General features: G+C 61.2%; 14 protein-coding genes and 4 tRNA genes. 16 read left to right on the top strand and 2 right to left on the bottom strand.

The genetic code is table 11. The features are described 5' to 3' along the window. The 3 genes from JKP78_RS04925 to JKP78_RS04915 are packed head-to-tail and all read left to right on the top strand — an operon-like array spanning nucleotide 1 to nucleotide 2,865. Nucleotides 1-801: a carbohydrate ABC transporter permease gene (locus tag JKP78_RS04925; RefSeq protein WP_186690265.1), complete on the top strand. Its 801-nt coding sequence runs from the start codon at nucleotides 1-3 to the stop codon at nucleotides 799-801. Between the two features lie 12 nt (nucleotides 802-813). Next, entirely contained in the window at nucleotides 814-1,086 is a 273-nt protein-coding gene (locus JKP78_RS04920; protein ID WP_170029201.1) for a DUF2160 domain-containing protein, read from the top strand. 39 nt (nucleotides 1,087-1,125) lie between these two features. Next, on the top strand, nucleotides 1,126-2,865 hold the full coding sequence (locus JKP78_RS04915; RefSeq protein WP_200626143.1) for an ABC transporter substrate-binding protein: 1,740 nt from the start codon (nucleotides 1,126-1,128) through the stop codon (nucleotides 2,863-2,865). A 133-nt stretch (nucleotides 2,866-2,998) separates the two neighbouring features. Here the strand turns inward: JKP78_RS04915 and folD are convergent, their stop codons facing one another. After that, nucleotides 2,999-3,853 (bottom strand): bifunctional methylenetetrahydrofolate dehydrogenase/methenyltetrahydrofolate cyclohydrolase FolD, encoded by an 855-nt coding sequence (gene folD / locus JKP78_RS04910; RefSeq protein ID WP_170029203.1) that lies wholly within the window; start codon nucleotides 3,851-3,853, stop codon nucleotides 2,999-3,001. A gap of 271 nt (nucleotides 3,854-4,124) precedes the next feature. On the opposite strand from folD, the gene JKP78_RS04905 reads away from it, so the two are divergent. The 11 genes from JKP78_RS04905 to JKP78_RS04855 all read left to right on the top strand — a co-directional run bounded on the left by JKP78_RS04905 (nucleotide 4,125) and on the right by JKP78_RS04855 (nucleotide 13,860). After that, nucleotides 4,125-4,201: transfer RNA gene (locus JKP78_RS04905), tRNA-Arg, on the top strand. A 42-nt stretch (nucleotides 4,202-4,243) separates the two neighbouring features. After that, nucleotides 4,244-4,319 (top strand) — tRNA-His (locus JKP78_RS04900). A gap of 52 nt (nucleotides 4,320-4,371) precedes the next feature. Continuing rightward, nucleotides 4,372-4,456: transfer RNA gene (locus tag JKP78_RS04895), tRNA-Leu, on the top strand. A 44-nt stretch (nucleotides 4,457-4,500) separates the two neighbouring features. Then, nucleotides 4,501-4,576, top strand: a tRNA-His gene (locus tag JKP78_RS04890). Between the two features lie 258 nt (nucleotides 4,577-4,834). Further along, nucleotides 4,835-5,134: a DUF6388 family protein gene (locus tag JKP78_RS04885; RefSeq protein ID WP_025338418.1), complete on the top strand. Its 300-nt coding sequence runs from the start codon at nucleotides 4,835-4,837 to the stop codon at nucleotides 5,132-5,134. Between the two features lie 246 nt (nucleotides 5,135-5,380). Further along, nucleotides 5,381-6,694, top strand: a complete 1,314-nt coding sequence (tig, locus tag JKP78_RS04880) for a trigger factor (protein WP_170029204.1) — start codon at nucleotides 5,381-5,383, stop codon at nucleotides 6,692-6,694. A gap of 91 nt (nucleotides 6,695-6,785) precedes the next feature. Then, nucleotides 6,786-7,427: an ATP-dependent Clp endopeptidase proteolytic subunit ClpP gene (gene clpP / locus JKP78_RS04875; protein WP_003259400.1), complete on the top strand. Its 642-nt coding sequence runs from the start codon at nucleotides 6,786-6,788 to the stop codon at nucleotides 7,425-7,427. 108 nt (nucleotides 7,428-7,535) lie between these two features. Further along, a complete protein-coding gene (gene clpX / locus JKP78_RS04870) occupies nucleotides 7,536-8,819 on the top strand; it encodes an ATP-dependent Clp protease ATP-binding subunit ClpX (protein WP_003250242.1) in 1,284 nt (427 codons plus the stop codon). Nucleotides 8,820-8,982: 163 nt separating this feature from the next. Further along, on the top strand, nucleotides 8,983-11,379 hold the full coding sequence (lon, locus tag JKP78_RS04865) for an endopeptidase La (protein WP_170029205.1): 2,397 nt from the start codon (nucleotides 8,983-8,985) through the stop codon (nucleotides 11,377-11,379). 152 nt (nucleotides 11,380-11,531) lie between these two features. Next, the gene (hupB, locus tag JKP78_RS04860) at nucleotides 11,532-11,804 is read left to right on the top strand and encodes a nucleoid-associated protein HU-beta (RefSeq protein ID WP_003250246.1); all 273 of its coding nucleotides are present in this window, start codon (nucleotides 11,532-11,534) and stop codon (nucleotides 11,802-11,804) included. Nucleotides 11,805-11,988: 184 nt separating this feature from the next. Continuing rightward, nucleotides 11,989-13,860, top strand: a complete 1,872-nt coding sequence (locus JKP78_RS04855; RefSeq protein ID WP_186690263.1) for a SurA N-terminal domain-containing protein — start codon at nucleotides 11,989-11,991, stop codon at nucleotides 13,858-13,860. A gap of 95 nt (nucleotides 13,861-13,955) precedes the next feature. Here the strand turns inward: JKP78_RS04855 and JKP78_RS04850 are convergent, their stop codons facing one another. Next, a complete protein-coding gene (locus JKP78_RS04850; RefSeq protein ID WP_170029207.1) occupies nucleotides 13,956-14,996 on the bottom strand; it encodes a patatin-like phospholipase family protein in 1,041 nt (346 codons plus the stop codon). A gap of 181 nt (nucleotides 14,997-15,177) precedes the next feature. Between JKP78_RS04850 and JKP78_RS04845 the strand changes: the two genes are divergently transcribed. Both JKP78_RS04845 and JKP78_RS04840 read left to right on the top strand, forming a co-directional pair. After that, entirely contained in the window at nucleotides 15,178-15,456 is a 279-nt protein-coding gene (locus tag JKP78_RS04845) for a hypothetical protein (protein WP_003259403.1), read from the top strand. A gap of 17 nt (nucleotides 15,457-15,473) precedes the next feature. After that, nucleotides 15,474-16,253, top strand: coding sequence for a CHAD domain-containing protein (locus JKP78_RS04840; RefSeq protein ID WP_200626142.1), 780 nt, complete (start codon nucleotides 15,474-15,476; stop codon nucleotides 16,251-16,253). Nucleotides 16,254-16,257: the final 4 nt, after the last annotated feature.

The following is a 16,257-nucleotide window of genomic DNA, read 5'->3' as shown; positions in this document are numbered from 1 at the left end:
ATGAGCACACGCAAATCGCTGGCCCTGCTGCTGTACTTCTTCTTCCTGCTGGTGCCGATCTACTGGCTGCTGAACATGTCGTTCAAGAGCAATACCGAGATCCTCGGTAGCCTGACCCTGTGGCCGCAGGCATTCACCCTAGACAACTACCGGGTGATCTTCACCGATGCCAGCTGGTACAGCGGCTATATCAACTCGCTGTACTACGTATGCCTGAACACGCTGATTTCACTGCTGGTAGCGTTGCCAGCCGCGTATGCCTTCTCGCGCTACCGCTTCCTCGGCGACCGGCACCTGTTCTTCTGGCTGCTGACCAACCGCATGGCGCCGCCGGCGGTGTTCCTCCTGCCGTTCTTCCAGCTGTATTCGTCGATCGGCCTGTTCGACACCCACATCGCCGTGGCCCTGGCCCACTGCCTGTTCAACGTGCCGCTGGCAGTGTGGATCCTGGAAGGCTTCATGTCGGGTGTGCCGAAGGAAATCGACGAAACGGCCTACATCGACGGGTACAGCTTCCCGCGCTTCTTTGTGAAGATTTTCATTCCGTTGATCGGCTCCGGCATCGGCGTCACAGCGTTTTTCTGCTTCATGTTTTCCTGGGTCGAACTGCTGCTGGCGCGCACGCTGACCTCGGTGAATGCCAAGCCGATCGCCGCGGTAATGACCCGTACCGTGTCGGCATCGGGCATCGATTGGGGGGTGCTGGCAGCAGCGGGTGTTCTGACCATCCTGCCCGGCATGCTGGTGATCTGGTTCGTGCGCAACCATGTGGCCAAGGGCTTTGCCCTGGGCCGGGTCTGAGGAGGGTACGGCATGGAGTGGATGGCCTGGACCTTGCCGACGGCGCTGTTCTTCGCCGCCGTGGGTGTACTGCTGCTGGGCATGACCTTGCTCGAGCTGCGCCGACCTTGCGTGGAGCGACGCGGCTTTCTACCGCTGGTCACCAGCCGTGGCGACCGCTTGTTCATCGGCCTGCTGGCCAGCGCCTACCTGCATCTGTTGGTGGTTGGCGTCAGCGAGTGGCCATTGTGGGTAGCCTCGCTGCTGTCTCTGGCGTGGCTGTTGGTGGTGCTGCGCTGGGGCTGAGCGAGCGGCCCTGTGGGATAACTGAAACGGGAGATCACAATGTTCGACAACAAGTACAACAGGCGACATTTGACCCTGGCCGCGTTGCTGGTGCTGGCCAGCGCGCAAGGCACAGCCTGGGCCGACCAGTACGAGGACGCGGCGAAGAAATGGATCGGCAGCGAGTTCAAGCCGTCGACCCTTGCCCCGGAACAGCAGCTGGCTGAACTCAAGTGGTTCATCAAGGCAGCCGAGCCGTTCCGTGGGATGAAGATCAATGTGGTGTCCGAAACCATTACTACCCATGAGTACGAGTCCAAGGTGCTGGCCAAGGCCTTCAGTGAAATCACCGGTATCCAGCTGACCCACGACCTGCTGCAGGAAGGCGACGTGGTGGAAAAGCTGCAGACACAGATGCAGTCGGACAAGAACATCTATGATGGCTGGGTCAACGATTCCGACCTGATCGGTACGCACTTTCGCTATGGCAAGGTGGAATCGATCACCGACCTGATGGCCAACGAGGGCAAGGACTACACCTCGCCGACCCTCGACCTGAAGGACTTCATCGGCATTTCCTTCACCACCGCGCCCGATGGCAAGGTCTACCAGTTGCCCGACCAGCAGTTCGCCAACCTGTACTGGTTCCGTGCCGACTGGTTCGAACGGCCCGAGCTGAAGGCCAGGTTCAAGCAAAAGTACGGTTACGAGCTGGGCGTGCCGGTGAACTGGTCGGCCTACGAGGACATTGCCCGGTTCTTCACCGAAGACGTCAAGGAAATCGACGGCAAGCGCGTCTATGGCCACATGGACTATGGCAAGAAAGACCCGTCGCTGGGCTGGCGCTTCACCGACGCCTGGTTCTCCATGGCCGGTGGCGGTGACAAGGGCCTGCCCAACGGCCTGCCGGTGGACGAATGGGGCATTCGCGTGGAGGACTGCCACCCGGTGGGCTCCAGCGTGACCCGCGGCGGCGACACCAACGGCCCGGCGGCGGTCTACGCCACGCAGAAGTACGTGGACTGGATGCGTGCCTATGCGCCCAAGGAGGCCCAGGGCATGACCTTCTCCGAGGCCGGCCCGGTGCCTGCCCAGGGCAACATTGCCCAGCAGATCTTCTGGTACACCGCGTTCACCGCCGACATGACCAAGCCCGGCTTGCCAGTGGTGAATGCCGATGGCACGCCGAAGTGGCGCATGGCGCCATCGCCGAAGGGGCCGTACTGGGAGGAGGGGATGAAGCTGGGCTACCAGGACACCGGGTCGTGGACTTTCTTCAAGTCCACCCCCGAGAAGCAACGGCTGGCGGCATGGCTGTACGCGCAGTTCGTCACGTCCAAGACGGTATCGCTGAAAAAGACCATTGTCGGCCTCACGCCGATTCGGGAATCGGACATCAACTCCCAGGCCATGACCGATCTGGCGCCCAAGCTGGGCGGGCTGGTGGAGTTCTATCGCAGCCCGGCGCGGGTGCAGTGGACCCCGACCGGCACCAACGTGCCGGACTATCCACGCCTCGCGCAGTTGTGGTGGAGCCACATTGCCGAGGTGGCCAGCGGCGAGAAAACCCCGCAGGAAGCCCTGGATGGGCTGGCCCGCGACCAGGACCGGATGATGGAGCGCTTGCAGCGGTCCAATGCCCAGGCCACCTGCGCGCCGAAGCTGAACCCGGAACGGGATGCCCAGTACTGGTTCGACCAGCCAGGTGCACCGAAACCGAAACTGGCCAACGAGAAGCCCAAGGGCGAGACCGTCAGCTACAGCGAGCTGCTGAAGTCGTGGGAGGCGGCCAGGAAGTGATCGGCTGAGGATTTGGGTTGATGCGTGAATCGAGCGCCGCCCGCGCGGCGCTCGATCTCATAGGCGCTAAACCTCCCACGCCAGGCAAAAAAAACGGCACCTGCCAGAGGTGCCGTTTTCATATCACGCAATGTTACTTGTGCAGCTCTTCCGCCGCATACAGCGTGTTTTCCAGCAGGCATGCCCGGGTCATCGGCCCGACGCCACCCGGCACCGGGGTGATCCAGCCCGCGCGCGGCAGGGCGGTCTCGTAGACCACGTCGCCGACCAGCTTGCCGTCTTCCTGGCGGTTGATGCCGACGTCGATGACGATGGCACCTTCCTTGATCCATTCGCCCTTGACCAGGCCCGGCTTGCCGGCAGCCACGACCACCAGGTCGGCACGCCCGACATGGCCGGCCAGGTCCTTGGTGAAGCGGTGGCAGACGGTCACGGTGCAGCCGGCCAGCAGCAGTTCCATGGCCATCGGGCGGCCGACGATGTTGGATGCGCCGACGATGACCGCGTTCATGCCGTACAGGTCCTGGCCGGTGCTTTCCAGCAGGGTCATGATGCCCTTCGGCGTGCACGGGCGCAGCAGCGGGATGCGCTGGGCCAGGCGGCCGATGTTGTACGGGTGGAAACCGTCCACGTCCTTGTCCGGGCGAATGCGCTCGAGCAGCAGCGAGGCATCCAGGTGCGCCGGCAGCGGCAGTTGCAGCAGGATGCCGTCGACGGCCGGGTCGTCATTGAGGCGATCGATCAGCTCGGTCAGGGCCTGCTGCGTGGTGTCGCTGGGCAGGTCGAACGCCTGGGAAATGAAGCCGACCTCTTCGCAGTCCTTGCGCTTGTGCGAGACATAGACTTGGGAGGCGGGGTCGGTGCCGACCAGGATCACTGCCAGGCCGGGTGTACGCAGGCCTTGCTGGCGACGCTCCACGACACGTTGAGCGATCTGCTGGCGCAGGCTGGCGGCGATCGCCTTGCCATCGATTAGGTGTGCAGTCATAGACGCGTGATTAACCATCGAGAAGGAAACAATTAAAGAGGGCGCATTCTCGCACGACACGGGCCAAGGGCAAAGGCGGGTGGTCGGGCAAATCCCCTAAGCCCTTAAATAATTTAAATTTTTTTGAGAAAGGTGTTGACGACATTCAGGCTCGCCTATAAGATTCGCCGCACTTGTCGGGCACAGCCTAGCACTGGTTGGCGAAGTCGGGCAGAATGAGTGGTTTAGCAGCTATCTGTTAAGGTCTCGTTCGGTTAGGCTTCAAGCTTAAGCGCCCGTAGCTCAGCTGGATAGAGCATCCGCCTTCTAAGCGGATGGTCGCAGGTTCGAGTCCTGCCGGGTGCGCCATTTAGGCAGCTTTGGCAAGCAAGTAAGTTGTAATGCGATATGGTGGGCGTAGCTCAGTTGGTAGAGCGCTGGATTGTGATTCCAGTTGTCGTGGGTTCGATTCCCATCGTCCACCCCATATTTTTCAAAGGCGCCGCGATAGCATCTGGCGCCTTTGTTTTAAGCGTTACGCGGACGTGGTGAAATTGGTAGACACACTGGATTTAGGTTCCAGCGGCGCAAGCTGTAAGAGTTCGAGTCTCTTCGTCCGCACCATGTTTCTGTAAGGTTGTATCGCAATACCGCAAGACCGCAATATGGTGGGCGTAGCTCAGTTGGTAGAGCGCTGGATTGTGATTCCAGTTGTCGTGGGTTCGATTCCCATCGTCCACCCCATATTTTTCGAAGGCGCCTTGGTCGTGAGACTGGGCGCCTTTGTTGTTTTTGGCGTGTTTGCCTTGATAGTTGTGGCGTCCGTGAGATCGAGCGCCGTCCGCGCGGCGCTCGATCTCACGGACGCCGCAAGGCTCAAGCCATAAACTTCGCAGCCATCACTTGATCCCCCTTGCAATCCTCTGGTGGCACCCCAATAAAAGCTGTTAGATTTCAGCCGGTTGAAGCACCGGCCCAGCTGGCCGGCAGAGGAACAACCCGATGATCGCAAAAGAAGCCCGTCAGGCATTGGCGCTGCAGCGTTTTGCCGAGGCCAACCCGCAACTGCTCGAAGAGATCCGCGAGCTGGATGCGCGTGAGCAGGCCCAGCAGATCGAATGGGCCTTCGAAGATGCAGCCGAGGAGCAGGGCATCCAGCCCTGGGAGCTGGCCTTGCAACTGATCGCCGAAACCCCGGAGCAGCTGCAGGCCATGCGCCTGGAGACGCACCGCGAGGTGGCCGAAGCGCTGGGGATGGAATGGGAAGAGTACTGCCAGTTCAACGAGATCGATCCCGAATAAAGGAAGCGAATTCGTCGCGGCAGTTGTTTGACAAGGTATTTCGGCTGTTGGGCGTCCGAGGCGCCGCGCAGCCCTTTTTGAAGCAGGCCCTGCGGCACGCCATACGGGCCTTGAAAGTTAATCGACCGGCGTGGCTTCCCGTCGTCCCGAGTGGGGTGACTTCTGCTGCGCGACTCACTAGAATGCTTGCCCTTGATTCTGGAGTCGGGCTAACGCCGGCTAACGTCTGTGCAACGAGGAATATCCATGCAAGTTTCTGTTGAAAACACTTCCGCTCTCGAGCGCCGCATGACCATCGCCGTTCCGGCCGAGCGCGTCGAGAACGAAGTCAACAAGCGTCTGCAACAGACTGCCAAGCGCGCCAAGGTTGCAGGCTTCCGCCCAGGCAAGGTGCCGATGAGCGTGATCCGTCAGCGCTTCGAGGCCGATGCCCGTCAAGAGGCGTTCGGTGACCTGGTTCAGGCTTCCTTCTACGAAGCCATTGTCGAGCAGAAGCTGAACCCGGCTGGCGCCCCTGCGGTAGAGCCGAAGTCCTTCGAGAAGGGCAAGGACCTGGAATTCGTTGCCATCTTCGAAGTGTTCCCTGAGTTCACCGTTGCCGGCCTCGAGTCGATCAGCGTCGAGCGCCTGAGCGCCGAAGTGGCTGACGCCGACCTGGACAACATGCTGGAAGTGCTGCGCAAGCAGAATACCCGTTTCGAGGCGGTCGAGCGCGCTGCGCAGAAAGACGACCAGGTCAACATCGACTTCGTCGGCAAGGTCGACGGTGAAGTGTTCGCTGGCGGTTCGGCCAAGGGCACTCAGCTGGTACTGGGCTCCGGCCGCATGATCCCGGGCTTCGAAGACGGCCTGGTTGGCGCCAAGGCAGGTGAAGAGCGCGTTGTCAATGTGACCTTCCCCGAGGACTACCAGAACCTGGACCTGGCTGGCAAGGCCGCCGAGTTCACCATCACCGTCAACAGCGTTGCTGCCCCGGTGCTGCCAGAGCTGAACGAAGAATTCTTCGCCCAGTTCGGCATCAAGGAAACCACCCTGGAAGGCTTCCGCGCCGAAGTTCGCAAGAACATGGAGCGTGAACTGCGCCAGGCCATCAAGGCCAAGGTGAAGAACCAGGTCATGGACGGTCTGCTGGCCGCCAACCCGATCGAAGTGCCGAAAGCGCTGCTGGAAAACGAAGTCAACCGTCTGCGCGTGCAGGCTGTTCAGCAGTTCGGTGGCAACATCAAGCCTGAGCAACTGCCGGCCGAGCTGTTCGAAGAGCAAGCCAAGCGCCGCGTGGTGCTGGGCCTGATCGTCGCCGAAGTGGTCAAGCAGTTCGAACTGAAGCCGGACGAAGGCAAGGTTCGCGAAATGATCGAGGAAATGGCTTCGGCCTATCAGGAGCCTGAGCAGGTCATCGCCTGGTACTACAAGAACGACCAGCAACTGAACGAAGTCCGTTCGGTTGTGCTGGAAGAACAAGTTGTAGATACTGTTCTGCAGAAAGCGACTGTGACCGACAAGTCGGTCTCGTACGAAGACGCCGTTAAACCAGCACAGGCTCCTGCCGCCGCTGAATAACCGGCTTCTCTCGTAGGAAACCCCCACAAGCCAGCCTTCGAGCTGGCTTGTGCGTATTCAAGCCATGACTATTTGGGAGTGAGCGCAGGACATGTCCCGCAATTCTTATATTCAGCAGAGCTCTGACATCCAGGCCGCAGGCGGCCTGGTCCCGATGGTTATCGAGCAGTCCGCCCGTGGCGAACGCGCTTACGACATCTACTCGCGCCTGTTGAAGGAGCGTGTGATCTTCCTGGTTGGCCCGGTAGAGGACTACATGGCCAACCTCGTCGTGGCGCAACTGCTGTTCCTGGAAGCAGAAAACCCGGACAAGGATATCCATCTGTACATCAACTCGCCGGGCGGTTCCGTGACCGCCGGCATGTCGATCTACGACACCATGCAGTTCATCAAGCCGGACGTCTCGACCATCTGCATCGGCCAGGCCTGCAGCATGGGCGCCTTCCTGCTGGCTGCCGGTGCCAAGGGCAAGCGTCACTGCCTGCCGAACTCGCGCGTGATGATCCACCAGCCGCTGGGCGGCTTCCAGGGTCAGGCCACCGATATCGAGATCCACGCCCAGGAAATCCTCAATATCAAGGCCCGTCTGAACGAGCTGCTGGCCTATCACACCGGCCAGGACCTCGAGACCATCAAGCGTGACACCGAGCGTGACAACTTCATGAGCGCCTCGCGCGCGGCCGAGTACGGCCTGATCGACTCGGTCTACGACAAGCGGCAACTGGCCTCCTGAACCGGGGTGCCAGAGCAGGTAGGCGCGGAAAGCGCCTACCTGCGGACTTGAAAAAGCCCGCAATTGCCTTCATCTTGTGTTGCAAGCCTACCGGATTGGATCGATCGAATGACTGACACCCGTAACGGCGAGGACAGCGGCAAATTGCTCTATTGCTCCTTCTGCGGCAAAAGCCAGCACGAAGTGCGCAAATTGATTGCCGGGCCCTCGGTATTTATCTGCGACGAGTGCGTCGACCTGTGCAATGACATCATCCGTGAGGAGGTGCAGGAAGCCCAGGCCGAGAGCAGCGCGCACAAATTACCTTCGCCGAAAGAAATCAGCGGCATCCTGGACCAGTATGTGATTGGTCAGGAGCGCGCGAAAAAGGTGCTGGCCGTAGCGGTGTACAACCACTACAAGCGCCTGAACCAGCGTGACAAGAAGGGTGACGAAGTCGAACTCGGCAAGAGCAACATCCTGCTCATCGGGCCGACCGGCTCGGGCAAGACCCTGCTCGCCGAAACCCTTGCGCGCCTGTTGAACGTACCGTTCACCATTGCTGACGCCACCACCCTGACCGAAGCCGGTTACGTGGGTGAGGACGTCGAGAACATCATCCAGAAGCTGTTGCAGAAGTGCGACTACGACGTGGAAAAGGCCCAGATGGGCATCGTCTACATCGACGAGATCGACAAGATTTCGCGCAAGTCGGACAACCCGTCCATCACCCGTGACGTTTCGGGCGAGGGCGTGCAGCAGGCACTGCTGAAGCTGATCGAAGGCACCGTGGCCTCGGTACCGCCGCAGGGCGGCCGCAAGCACCCGCAACAGGAATTCCTGCAGGTTGATACCCGCAACATCCTGTTCATCTGCGGTGGCGCCTTCTCGGGCTTGGAAAAGGTCATCCAGAACCGCTCCACCAAGGGTGGCATCGGTTTTGGCGCCGAAGTGCGCAGCAAGGAAGAAGGCAAGAAGGTTGGCGAGTCGCTGCGTGAGGTCGAACCGGACGATCTGGTCAAGTTTGGCCTGATCCCGGAATTCGTCGGCCGTCTGCCGGTACTGGCAACCCTCGACGAGCTGGACGAGGCTGCACTGATGCAGATCCTCACCGAGCCGAAGAACGCCCTGACCAAGCAGTATGCCAAGCTGTTCGAGATGGAAAGCGTCGACCTCGAGTTCCGCAGCGATGCGCTCAAGGCCGTTGCGCGCAAGGCCCTGGAGCGCAAGACTGGCGCCCGTGGCCTGCGTTCGATCCTCGAAGGCGTGCTGCTCGACACCATGTACGAGATTCCTTCGAAGAAGGATGTCAGCAAGGTGGTGATCGACGAGAGCGTCATCGAGGGTACTTCGCAGCCGCTGATGATCTACGAAAACAGCGAGCCGCAAGCCAAGGCTGCGCCGGATGCCTGATCCAGGCGCTGGCCACTGATGGTTGCAAGCAAGAAGGGGGCCTACGGGCCCCTTTCTGCTTTTCCTGCGCTAGCGCTTGTAATTTCCCAGGCATGCCCCCACATTAGGTCCAAGCATCATTTCCACTGTTTTCCGGCCATAAGGCCGCTGTAGAGGCGAAATCATGAAGACCACCCTCGACTTGCCTCTTTTGCCATTGCGCGATGTCGTTGTTTACCCGCACATGGTCATCCCGCTGTTCGTGGGGCGCGAAAAGTCCATCGAGGCCCTTGAGGCGGCGATGACGGGCGAAAAGCAGATCCTCCTGCTTGCCCAGAAAAACCCGGCCGACGATGACCCGGGCGAAGACGCGCTGTATCGCGTCGGTACGGTTGCCACCGTGCTGCAGCTGCTGAAACTGCCCGATGGCACTGTCAAGGTGCTGGTCGAGGGCGAGCAGCGTGGCGCCGTCGAGCGCTTCAGCGAAGTGGAAGGGCACATCCGTGCCGAGGTTTCCCTGATCGACGAAGTCGACGCCGCCGAGCGCGAGTCGGAAGTCTTCGTGCGCACGCTGCTGTCGCAGTTCGAACAGTACGTGCAGCTGGGCAAGAAAGTACCCGCCGAGGTGCTGTCGTCGCTGAACAGCATCGAAGAGCCGGGGCGCCTGGTCGACACCATGGCCGCGCACATGGCGCTGAAGATCGAGCAGAAGCAGGAAATTCTCGAAATCGTCGACCTGCCGACCCGCGTCGAGCACGTGCTGGCGCTGCTGGATGCCGAAATCGACCTGCTGCAGGTCGAAAAGCGCATTCGCGGTCGGGTCAAGAAGCAGATGGAGCGCAGCCAGCGCGAGTACTACCTGAATGAGCAGATGAAGGCCATTCAGAAAGAGCTCGGCGATGGCGACGAAGGCCACAATGAAGTCGAAGAGCTGAAAAAGCGCATCGAAGCCGCTGGCCTGCCCAAGGACGCCCTGGCCAAGGCCCAGGCCGAGCTGAACAAGCTCAAGCAGATGTCGCCGATGTCGGCCGAGGCCACCGTGGTCCGCTCCTACCTCGACTGGCTCGTCCAGGTGCCGTGGAAGGCCCAGAGCAAGGTGCGCCTGGACCTGGCCAAGGCCGAGGAAATCCTCGACGCAGACCATTATGGCCTGGAAGAGGTCAAGGAACGCATTCTCGAGTACCTTGCCGTGCAGAAGCGCGTCAAGAAGATCCGTGGCCCGGTGCTGTGCCTGGTCGGCCCGCCTGGCGTCGGCAAGACCTCGCTGGCTGAATCGATCGCCGCTGCCACCAATCGCAAGTTCGTGCGCATGGCCCTGGGTGGGGTGCGTGACGAGGCCGAGATCCGTGGCCACCGCCGTACCTACATCGGTTCCATGCCTGGGCGCCTGATCCAGAAAATGACCAAGGTGGGGGTACGCAACCCGCTGTTCCTGCTGGACGAAATCGACAAGATGGGCAGTGACATGCGTGGCGATCCGGCCTCGGCGCTGCTCGAAGTGCTCGATCCCGAGCAGAACCACAATTTCAACGACCATTACCTGGAAGTCGACTACGACCTTTCGGACGTGATGTTCCTGTGCACCTCGAACTCGATGAACATCCCGCCGGCGCTGCTCGACCGCATGGAAGTCATCCGCCTGCCGGGCTACACCGAGGACGAGAAGATCAACATCGCGGTCAAGTACCTGGTGCCCAAGCAGGTCAAGGCCAACGGCCTGAAGAAGGAAGAGCTGGAGGTCGATGTTTCGGCGATTCGCGACATCATCCGCTACTACACTCGCGAAGCGGGTGTGCGTGGGCTGGAGCGGCAAATTGCCAAGGTCTGCCGCAAGGTGGTCAAGGAACATACCGGGCAGAAGCAGGTCAAGGTCAAGGTGTCCAGCGAACAGCTGGAGCACCTGCTGGGCGTGCGCAAGTTCCGCTATGGCCTGGCCGAGCAGCAGGACCAGATCGGCCAGGTCACCGGCCTGGCCTGGACCCAGGTGGGTGGCGAACTGCTGACCATCGAAGCCGTGGTCATCCCCGGCAAGGGCCAGTTGATCAAGACCGGTTCGCTCGGCGATGTCATGGTCGAATCGATCACCGCCGCCCAGACCGTGGTGCGCAGCCGCGCCCGCAGCCTGGGGATTGCAGCCGACTTCCACGAGAAGCACGACGTGCACATCCACATGCCTGAAGGCGCCACGCCGAAGGACGGCCCGAGCGCCGGTATCGGCATGTGCACCGCGCTGGTCTCGGCACTGACGCAGATTCCGGTGCGTGCCGATGTCGCCATGACCGGTGAAATTACCCTGCGTGGCCAGGTGCTGGCGATTGGCGGGCTGAAGGAAAAACTGCTGGCGGCACACCGTGGTGGTATCAAGACGGTGATCATTCCCGAGGAGAATGTTCGCGATCTGAAGGAGATTCCGGAAAATATCAAACAGGATCTGCAGATCAAACCGGTCAAATGGATTGACGAAGTCCTGCAAATTGCGCTGCAATACGCCCCGGAGCCCTTGCCAGATGTGGCTCCGGAGATTGTCGCGAAAGATGAAAAGCGCGACGGCGATGCTAAGGAAAGAATCAGCACGCACTAGTAGTTTCTGGCTGGGGGGCGTTCCTTGACAGTTTTTTCGGGGCCTTGCTATAAAGCGGCACGCTAGTGTCATCAGGCCACCCAGCGAACGTTTCATAAGCTTTTCATTACATACTTAGAAACAAACTCAATAGAGAAATAAGGGGACTTAGAGTGAACAAGTCGGAACTGATTGACGCTATCGCCGCATCTGCTGACATCCCGAAAGCTGTAGCCGGCCGTGCGCTGGACGCAGTCATCGAATCCGTCACCGGCGCCCTGAAGCAAGGTGACGATGTGGTACTGGTTGGCTTCGGTACCTTCTCGGTCAAGGAGCGTGCAGAGCGCACCGGCCGCAACCCGCAAACCGGCAAGGCAATCAAGATCGAAGCCGCCAAGGTTCCAGGTTTCAAGGCTGGCAAAGGCCTGAAAGACGCCGTCAACTAAGTCGTCTCTTTCAGCCGGACCCGGCCTGGCCAGGTCCGAGCACGCTGATGGCGGGGGCGCAAACGTTCCCGCCTGACACGTTTGCTAAGAAAAGGCGCATCCTCGGATGCGCCTTTCTTTTATCAGGTTTCTACCCACGCTCCGCGGTTGTCGACGCAGTGGTACAGCCGTTTCTGGGGGACGCATGCTGCAAAATATCAGGGACAATTCACAAGGTTGGATTGCCAAGACCATCATCGGCCTTATCGTCGTGTTGATGGCGTTGACCGGCTTCGAAGCCATTTTCCAGGCCGCCACTCATAGCCAGGACGCCGCCAAGGTGAATGGCCAGACCATCAGCCAGAACGAGTTGAGCCAGGCGGCCGACATGCAACGCCGCCAGCTGATGCAACAGTTGGGCAAGGATTTCGACCCGGCGTTGCTGGATGACAAGTTGCTGCGTGAAGAGGCACTCAAAGGCCTGATCAGTCGCAAGCTGCTGTTGCAAGGCGCCGAAGACGCCAAGTTTGCCTTCTCCGAGGCCGCGCTGGACCAGGTCATCCTGCAGACGCCGGAATTCCAGGTGGACGGCAAGTTCAGCGCCGACCGCTTCGACCAGGTCATCCGCCAGATGGGCTATGGTCGCATGCAGTTCCGCGACATGCTCGCCGAGGAAATGCTCATCGGCCAGCTGCGTACCGGCCTGGCTGGCAGCAGCTTCGTCACCGACCAGCAGGTCGACGCCTTTGCCCGCCTCGAGAAGCAGACCCGCGATTTCGCCTCGCTGACCTTCAAGGCCGACCCGGCCGCAGTCAAGGTCAGCGACGAAGAAGTCAAGGCGCACTACGACCAGCACGCCAAGGAGTTCATGTCGCCTGACCAGGTGGTGATCGACTACGTCGAGCTGAAGAAGTCGGCGTTCTTTGACCAGGTCAAGGTGACCGACGAAGAGCTCAAGGCCCAGTACGAGAAGGAAATCGCCAACCTCGCCGAGCAGCGTCACGCAGCGCACATCCTGATCGAGGTCAACGACAAGGTTACTGACGCCCAGGCCAAGGCCCGCGCCGAAGAAGTCGCGCAGCGCCTGGCCAAGGGTGAGGATTTTGCCGCACTGGCCAAGGAGTTCTCGCAGGACCCGGGTTCGGCCAACAGCGGTGGTGACCTTGGCTTCGCTGGCCCGGGCGTCTACGACCCGGCGTTCGAGGATGCCCTGTACAAGCTGCAGGTCGGCCAGGTCTCGGCACCGGTGCGTAGCGAGTTCGGCTACCACCTGATCAAGCTGCTGGGCGTGCAGGCACCGGAAGTACCGAGCTTCGCCAGCCTGAAGGACAAGCTGACCCGCGACCTGAAGATCCCGCTGGTCGAGCAGCGTTACGTCGACGCCAGCAAGCAGTTGCAGGATGCTGCCTACGAGGCTTCCGACCTGGCTCAGCCGGCCCAGGACCTGAACCTGAAGGTGCAGACCTCGGCAGCCTTCGGCCGTGAGGGTGGCGAAGGTATCACCGCCAACCGTGCGGTGGTGCAGGCAGCGTTCTCCGAGGAAGTACTGGATGAAGGTGCCAACAGCACGGCCATCGAACTCGACCCGGAAACCACCGTGGTGCTGCGCGTCAAGGAGCACCGCAAGCCGGAGCAACTGCCACTGGAGGCCGTGGCCAAGAACATTCGCGAACACCTGGCCAAGGAGAAGGCCACTGCCGAGCTCAAGGCCAAGGCCGACAAGCTGATTGCCGGCCTGCGTGACGGTTCCGTCACTGCCGGCAGCGTGCACGAAGGGCAGGGCTGGAAGGCTTACGAGGCGGTCACCCGCGGCGAGGACGGTATCGACCCGGCCGAGCTGCAGGCGCTGTTCCGCCTGGCCAAGCCAGAGTCCAAGGACAAGCCGGTGTATGGCAGCGTGGTGCTGCGTGACGGCAGCCTGGTGGTACTGCAGCTCAAGGGTGTCAACGAAGGTGCTACCGCCACCGACGAAGAGAAGCAGCAGATCCGCCGCTACCTCGCCTCGCGTGCCGGCCAGCAGGACTTCGCGGCCTACCGCAAGCAGCTGGAAGCCAAGGCAGACATCACCCGCTACTAAGGTGATGGAAGCATGAACGAACAGGCCGCCTGGTGCGGCCTGTTCTATTTCTGCCACGTGTCCCGGCGATCAGTCCGGGACAGGCACTGGGAGGCCTAGCGCTTGACGCCTTCATGATTGTCCAGCGTATCCCGCGCAATCTCCCGCCCCAGGGCGATCAGCTCGGGCGCCTTGTAGAACTCGAAAAACCGGCACACCCGCTTGGGCACGTTGATCAGCACATCCGGTGGATAGCCGGCGATCTTGTACTGTGCCAACGACGTCTGCATCACCTCGAAGCTCTGGTTGATCAAGTCCAGCAGCGAAGCGGGCCCCACGTTGTCGATGATGAACGAGCCGGTCGCCGACTTCGGTGCACCCTCGCGCTCCGGTGCCGCTGCCGGTTGCTGGGCTTCCGGGTCGGCGGCATCGGCCAGCCACGGGTTTGGCGGTGCAAGCCCTTCGGCGACGATTTCCTGTTCGATGCGGATCAACTCTTCTGCCGGCTTGCGCCGGAACGGCAGGCGCGACCCCAGCGAGCTGAGCAACGCATCGAAACGCATCTTGAATGCGGCGGGGCGTTCGATCACCGGCAACTGGTACTGCTTCTGGTTGGTGGCGTTGAGGTTGACGGCAATGATCAGGTCGCAGTGGCTGGACACCACCGGAACGATCGGCAACGGGTTGAGGATGCCGCCGTCGACCAACATGCGGTTGCCTTGCATCACCGGCGTGAACAGGCTGGGGATGGCCGCCGAGGCGCGCATGGCCTGGTGCAGGCAGCCTTCCTGGAACCAGATCTCCTGCTGGTTGGTGAGGTCGGCTGCAACCGCCGTGTAAGGGATGCGCAATTGCTCGATGTTGATCTCGCCGACAATCTTGCGAATCTGCCCGAACACCTTGTCGCCGCGAATTGCGCCGAGGCGAAAGCTGACGTCGACCAGGCGCAGCACATCCAGGTAGTCGAGGCTCTCGATCCAGTTGCGGTACTCTTCCAGCTTGCCGGCAGCGTAGATCCCCCCGATCACGGCGCCCATGGAGCAGCCGGCAATACAGGCAATGTCGTAGCCGCGGCGCTCGATTTCCTCGATCACACCGATGTGTGCATACCCCCGGGCTCCGCCCGATCCCAGTACCAGCGCCACGCGTTTGCTCATGAATGTTCCCCGGCCAGTGCAACCCTGGTTCTACAATGCACCCATCGCTGCCTGTGCATCAATGTAGACCGCGCTGAGCTACTGTAATAAAACTGGCAAGACAAAGCTGTCCGGGAGCGGCACTTTTGAGCAGCCGGAGCGTCGAACGGCCACTGTTTTTTTCCCATTGAGGTCATTACTGATGAAAGCCTGGATCTGCCTTCCACTGATTGCCTTGGCCCTTGCCGGATGTGCGGGCAAGACGGCCTACCGTGAGAGTTGTGCAACCCAGCTGGATGCTGCCTGGAAAGAGCTGGACCTGGCCAAGGCAGAAGGCTTTGCTGGTGCCGTGAGCTATTCCAAGGCCTTGTCGCTGTTGACCGGGGCCAAGACCCAGCAGCAATTCGAAGGCTATGAAAGCTGTACCCGCAAAGCCGAGAAGGCGCGCTTCTACATCCGTGAGTCCCGCGCCGGGCGCTGATCAGGGAGCGTCATTGAATGTCTGCCATGCTCGATCATGTAGTTGCCCAGATACTGGCCTTGCAGGTGCGTCTGCTGGCCTGTCGCGAACGCCTGGCTGCCAACACCGACAGCGAGGCCTTGCACGACCTGCGCACCACGCTGCGGCGCCTGCGCAGCCTGCTGCGGCCACTGCGTGGTTTGCCGGGGGTGGAGCAGCTGGAGGACGCCGCCAGGGCGCTGGGTGCCCTGACGACACCGCTGCGTGACCGCGAGGTACTGGCGGCCGAACTGATCGGGCGTGGCTTTGCCGAGGAAGGGCAGCGCCGCATCGAGGGCCGTGAGCGGACTTTCGCCAGTGTCGCTGACAGCCCGCAGCTGACGCGGGTGCTGGCGATTGTCGATGCGTTTCCACTGTTCTTGCGGGCGGCCGCTCGCGAAGGCTTGGTCAAGACCTTGGACAAGCGTATCGACAAACGCCTGGTCAAACAGTGGCGCAAGTTGCGCCAGGCCCTGCAGGACCCGGCACACGACCGCCACCGCCTGCGCTTGCTGATCAAGCGGGCGCGCTACGGCGACGAGGCCTATCCCCAGCTCGACCATGCGGGCAAGAAACTGCAGCGCCTGTTGAAGCAGGCCCAGGGCGACCTGGGCGACTGGCACGATCGCCTGCAATGGCTGCTGCAGGCACGCGACCAAGCCGATCTGGCCCGGTGCAAGGCCGCCTGGGAACAGGAGCTGCACGAGGCCGAGCGCCAGTCGGATAGCACCCTGGAAGCCCTGCAAAAGGCGCTGGCGCGGCGAAAGCCCGAAAAATGACCGA

Source organism: Pseudomonas sp. LAM2023, assembly GCF_016620375.1.
Classification (GTDB): Bacteria; Pseudomonadota; Gammaproteobacteria; order Pseudomonadales; family Pseudomonadaceae; genus Aquipseudomonas; species Aquipseudomonas anuradhapurensis.
This window is presented reverse-complemented; position numbering and strand designations above follow the sequence as displayed.

Bases quoted from the DNA above. Each gene is read 5' to 3' on its own strand.
- JKP78_RS04925 (WP_186690265.1), top strand. From the start codon at position 1: ATGAGCACACGCAAATCGCTGGCCCTGCTGCTGTACTTCTTCTTCCTG.
- JKP78_RS04920 (WP_170029201.1), top strand. From the start codon at position 814: ATGGAGTGGATGGCCTGGACCTTGCCGACGGCGCTGTTCTTCGCCGCC.
- JKP78_RS04915 (WP_200626143.1), top strand. From the start codon at position 1,126: ATGTTCGACAACAAGTACAACAGGCGACATTTGACCCTGGCCGCGTTG.
- folD (WP_170029203.1), bottom strand. From the start codon at position 3,853: ATGACTGCACACCTAATCGATGGCAAGGCGATCGCCGCCAGCCTGCGC.
- JKP78_RS04885 (WP_025338418.1), top strand. From the start codon at position 4,835: ATGATCGCAAAAGAAGCCCGTCAGGCATTGGCGCTGCAGCGTTTTGCC.
- tig (WP_170029204.1), top strand. From the start codon at position 5,381: ATGCAAGTTTCTGTTGAAAACACTTCCGCTCTCGAGCGCCGCATGACC.
- clpP (WP_003259400.1), top strand. From the start codon at position 6,786: ATGTCCCGCAATTCTTATATTCAGCAGAGCTCTGACATCCAGGCCGCA.
- clpX (WP_003250242.1), top strand. From the start codon at position 7,536: ATGACTGACACCCGTAACGGCGAGGACAGCGGCAAATTGCTCTATTGC.
- lon (WP_170029205.1), top strand. From the start codon at position 8,983: ATGAAGACCACCCTCGACTTGCCTCTTTTGCCATTGCGCGATGTCGTT.
- JKP78_RS04855 (WP_186690263.1), top strand. From the start codon at position 11,989: ATGCTGCAAAATATCAGGGACAATTCACAAGGTTGGATTGCCAAGACC.
- JKP78_RS04850 (WP_170029207.1), bottom strand. From the start codon at position 14,996: ATGAGCAAACGCGTGGCGCTGGTACTGGGATCGGGCGGAGCCCGGGGG.
- JKP78_RS04845 (WP_003259403.1), top strand. From the start codon at position 15,178: ATGAAAGCCTGGATCTGCCTTCCACTGATTGCCTTGGCCCTTGCCGGA.
- JKP78_RS04840 (WP_200626142.1), top strand. From the start codon at position 15,474: ATGTCTGCCATGCTCGATCATGTAGTTGCCCAGATACTGGCCTTGCAG.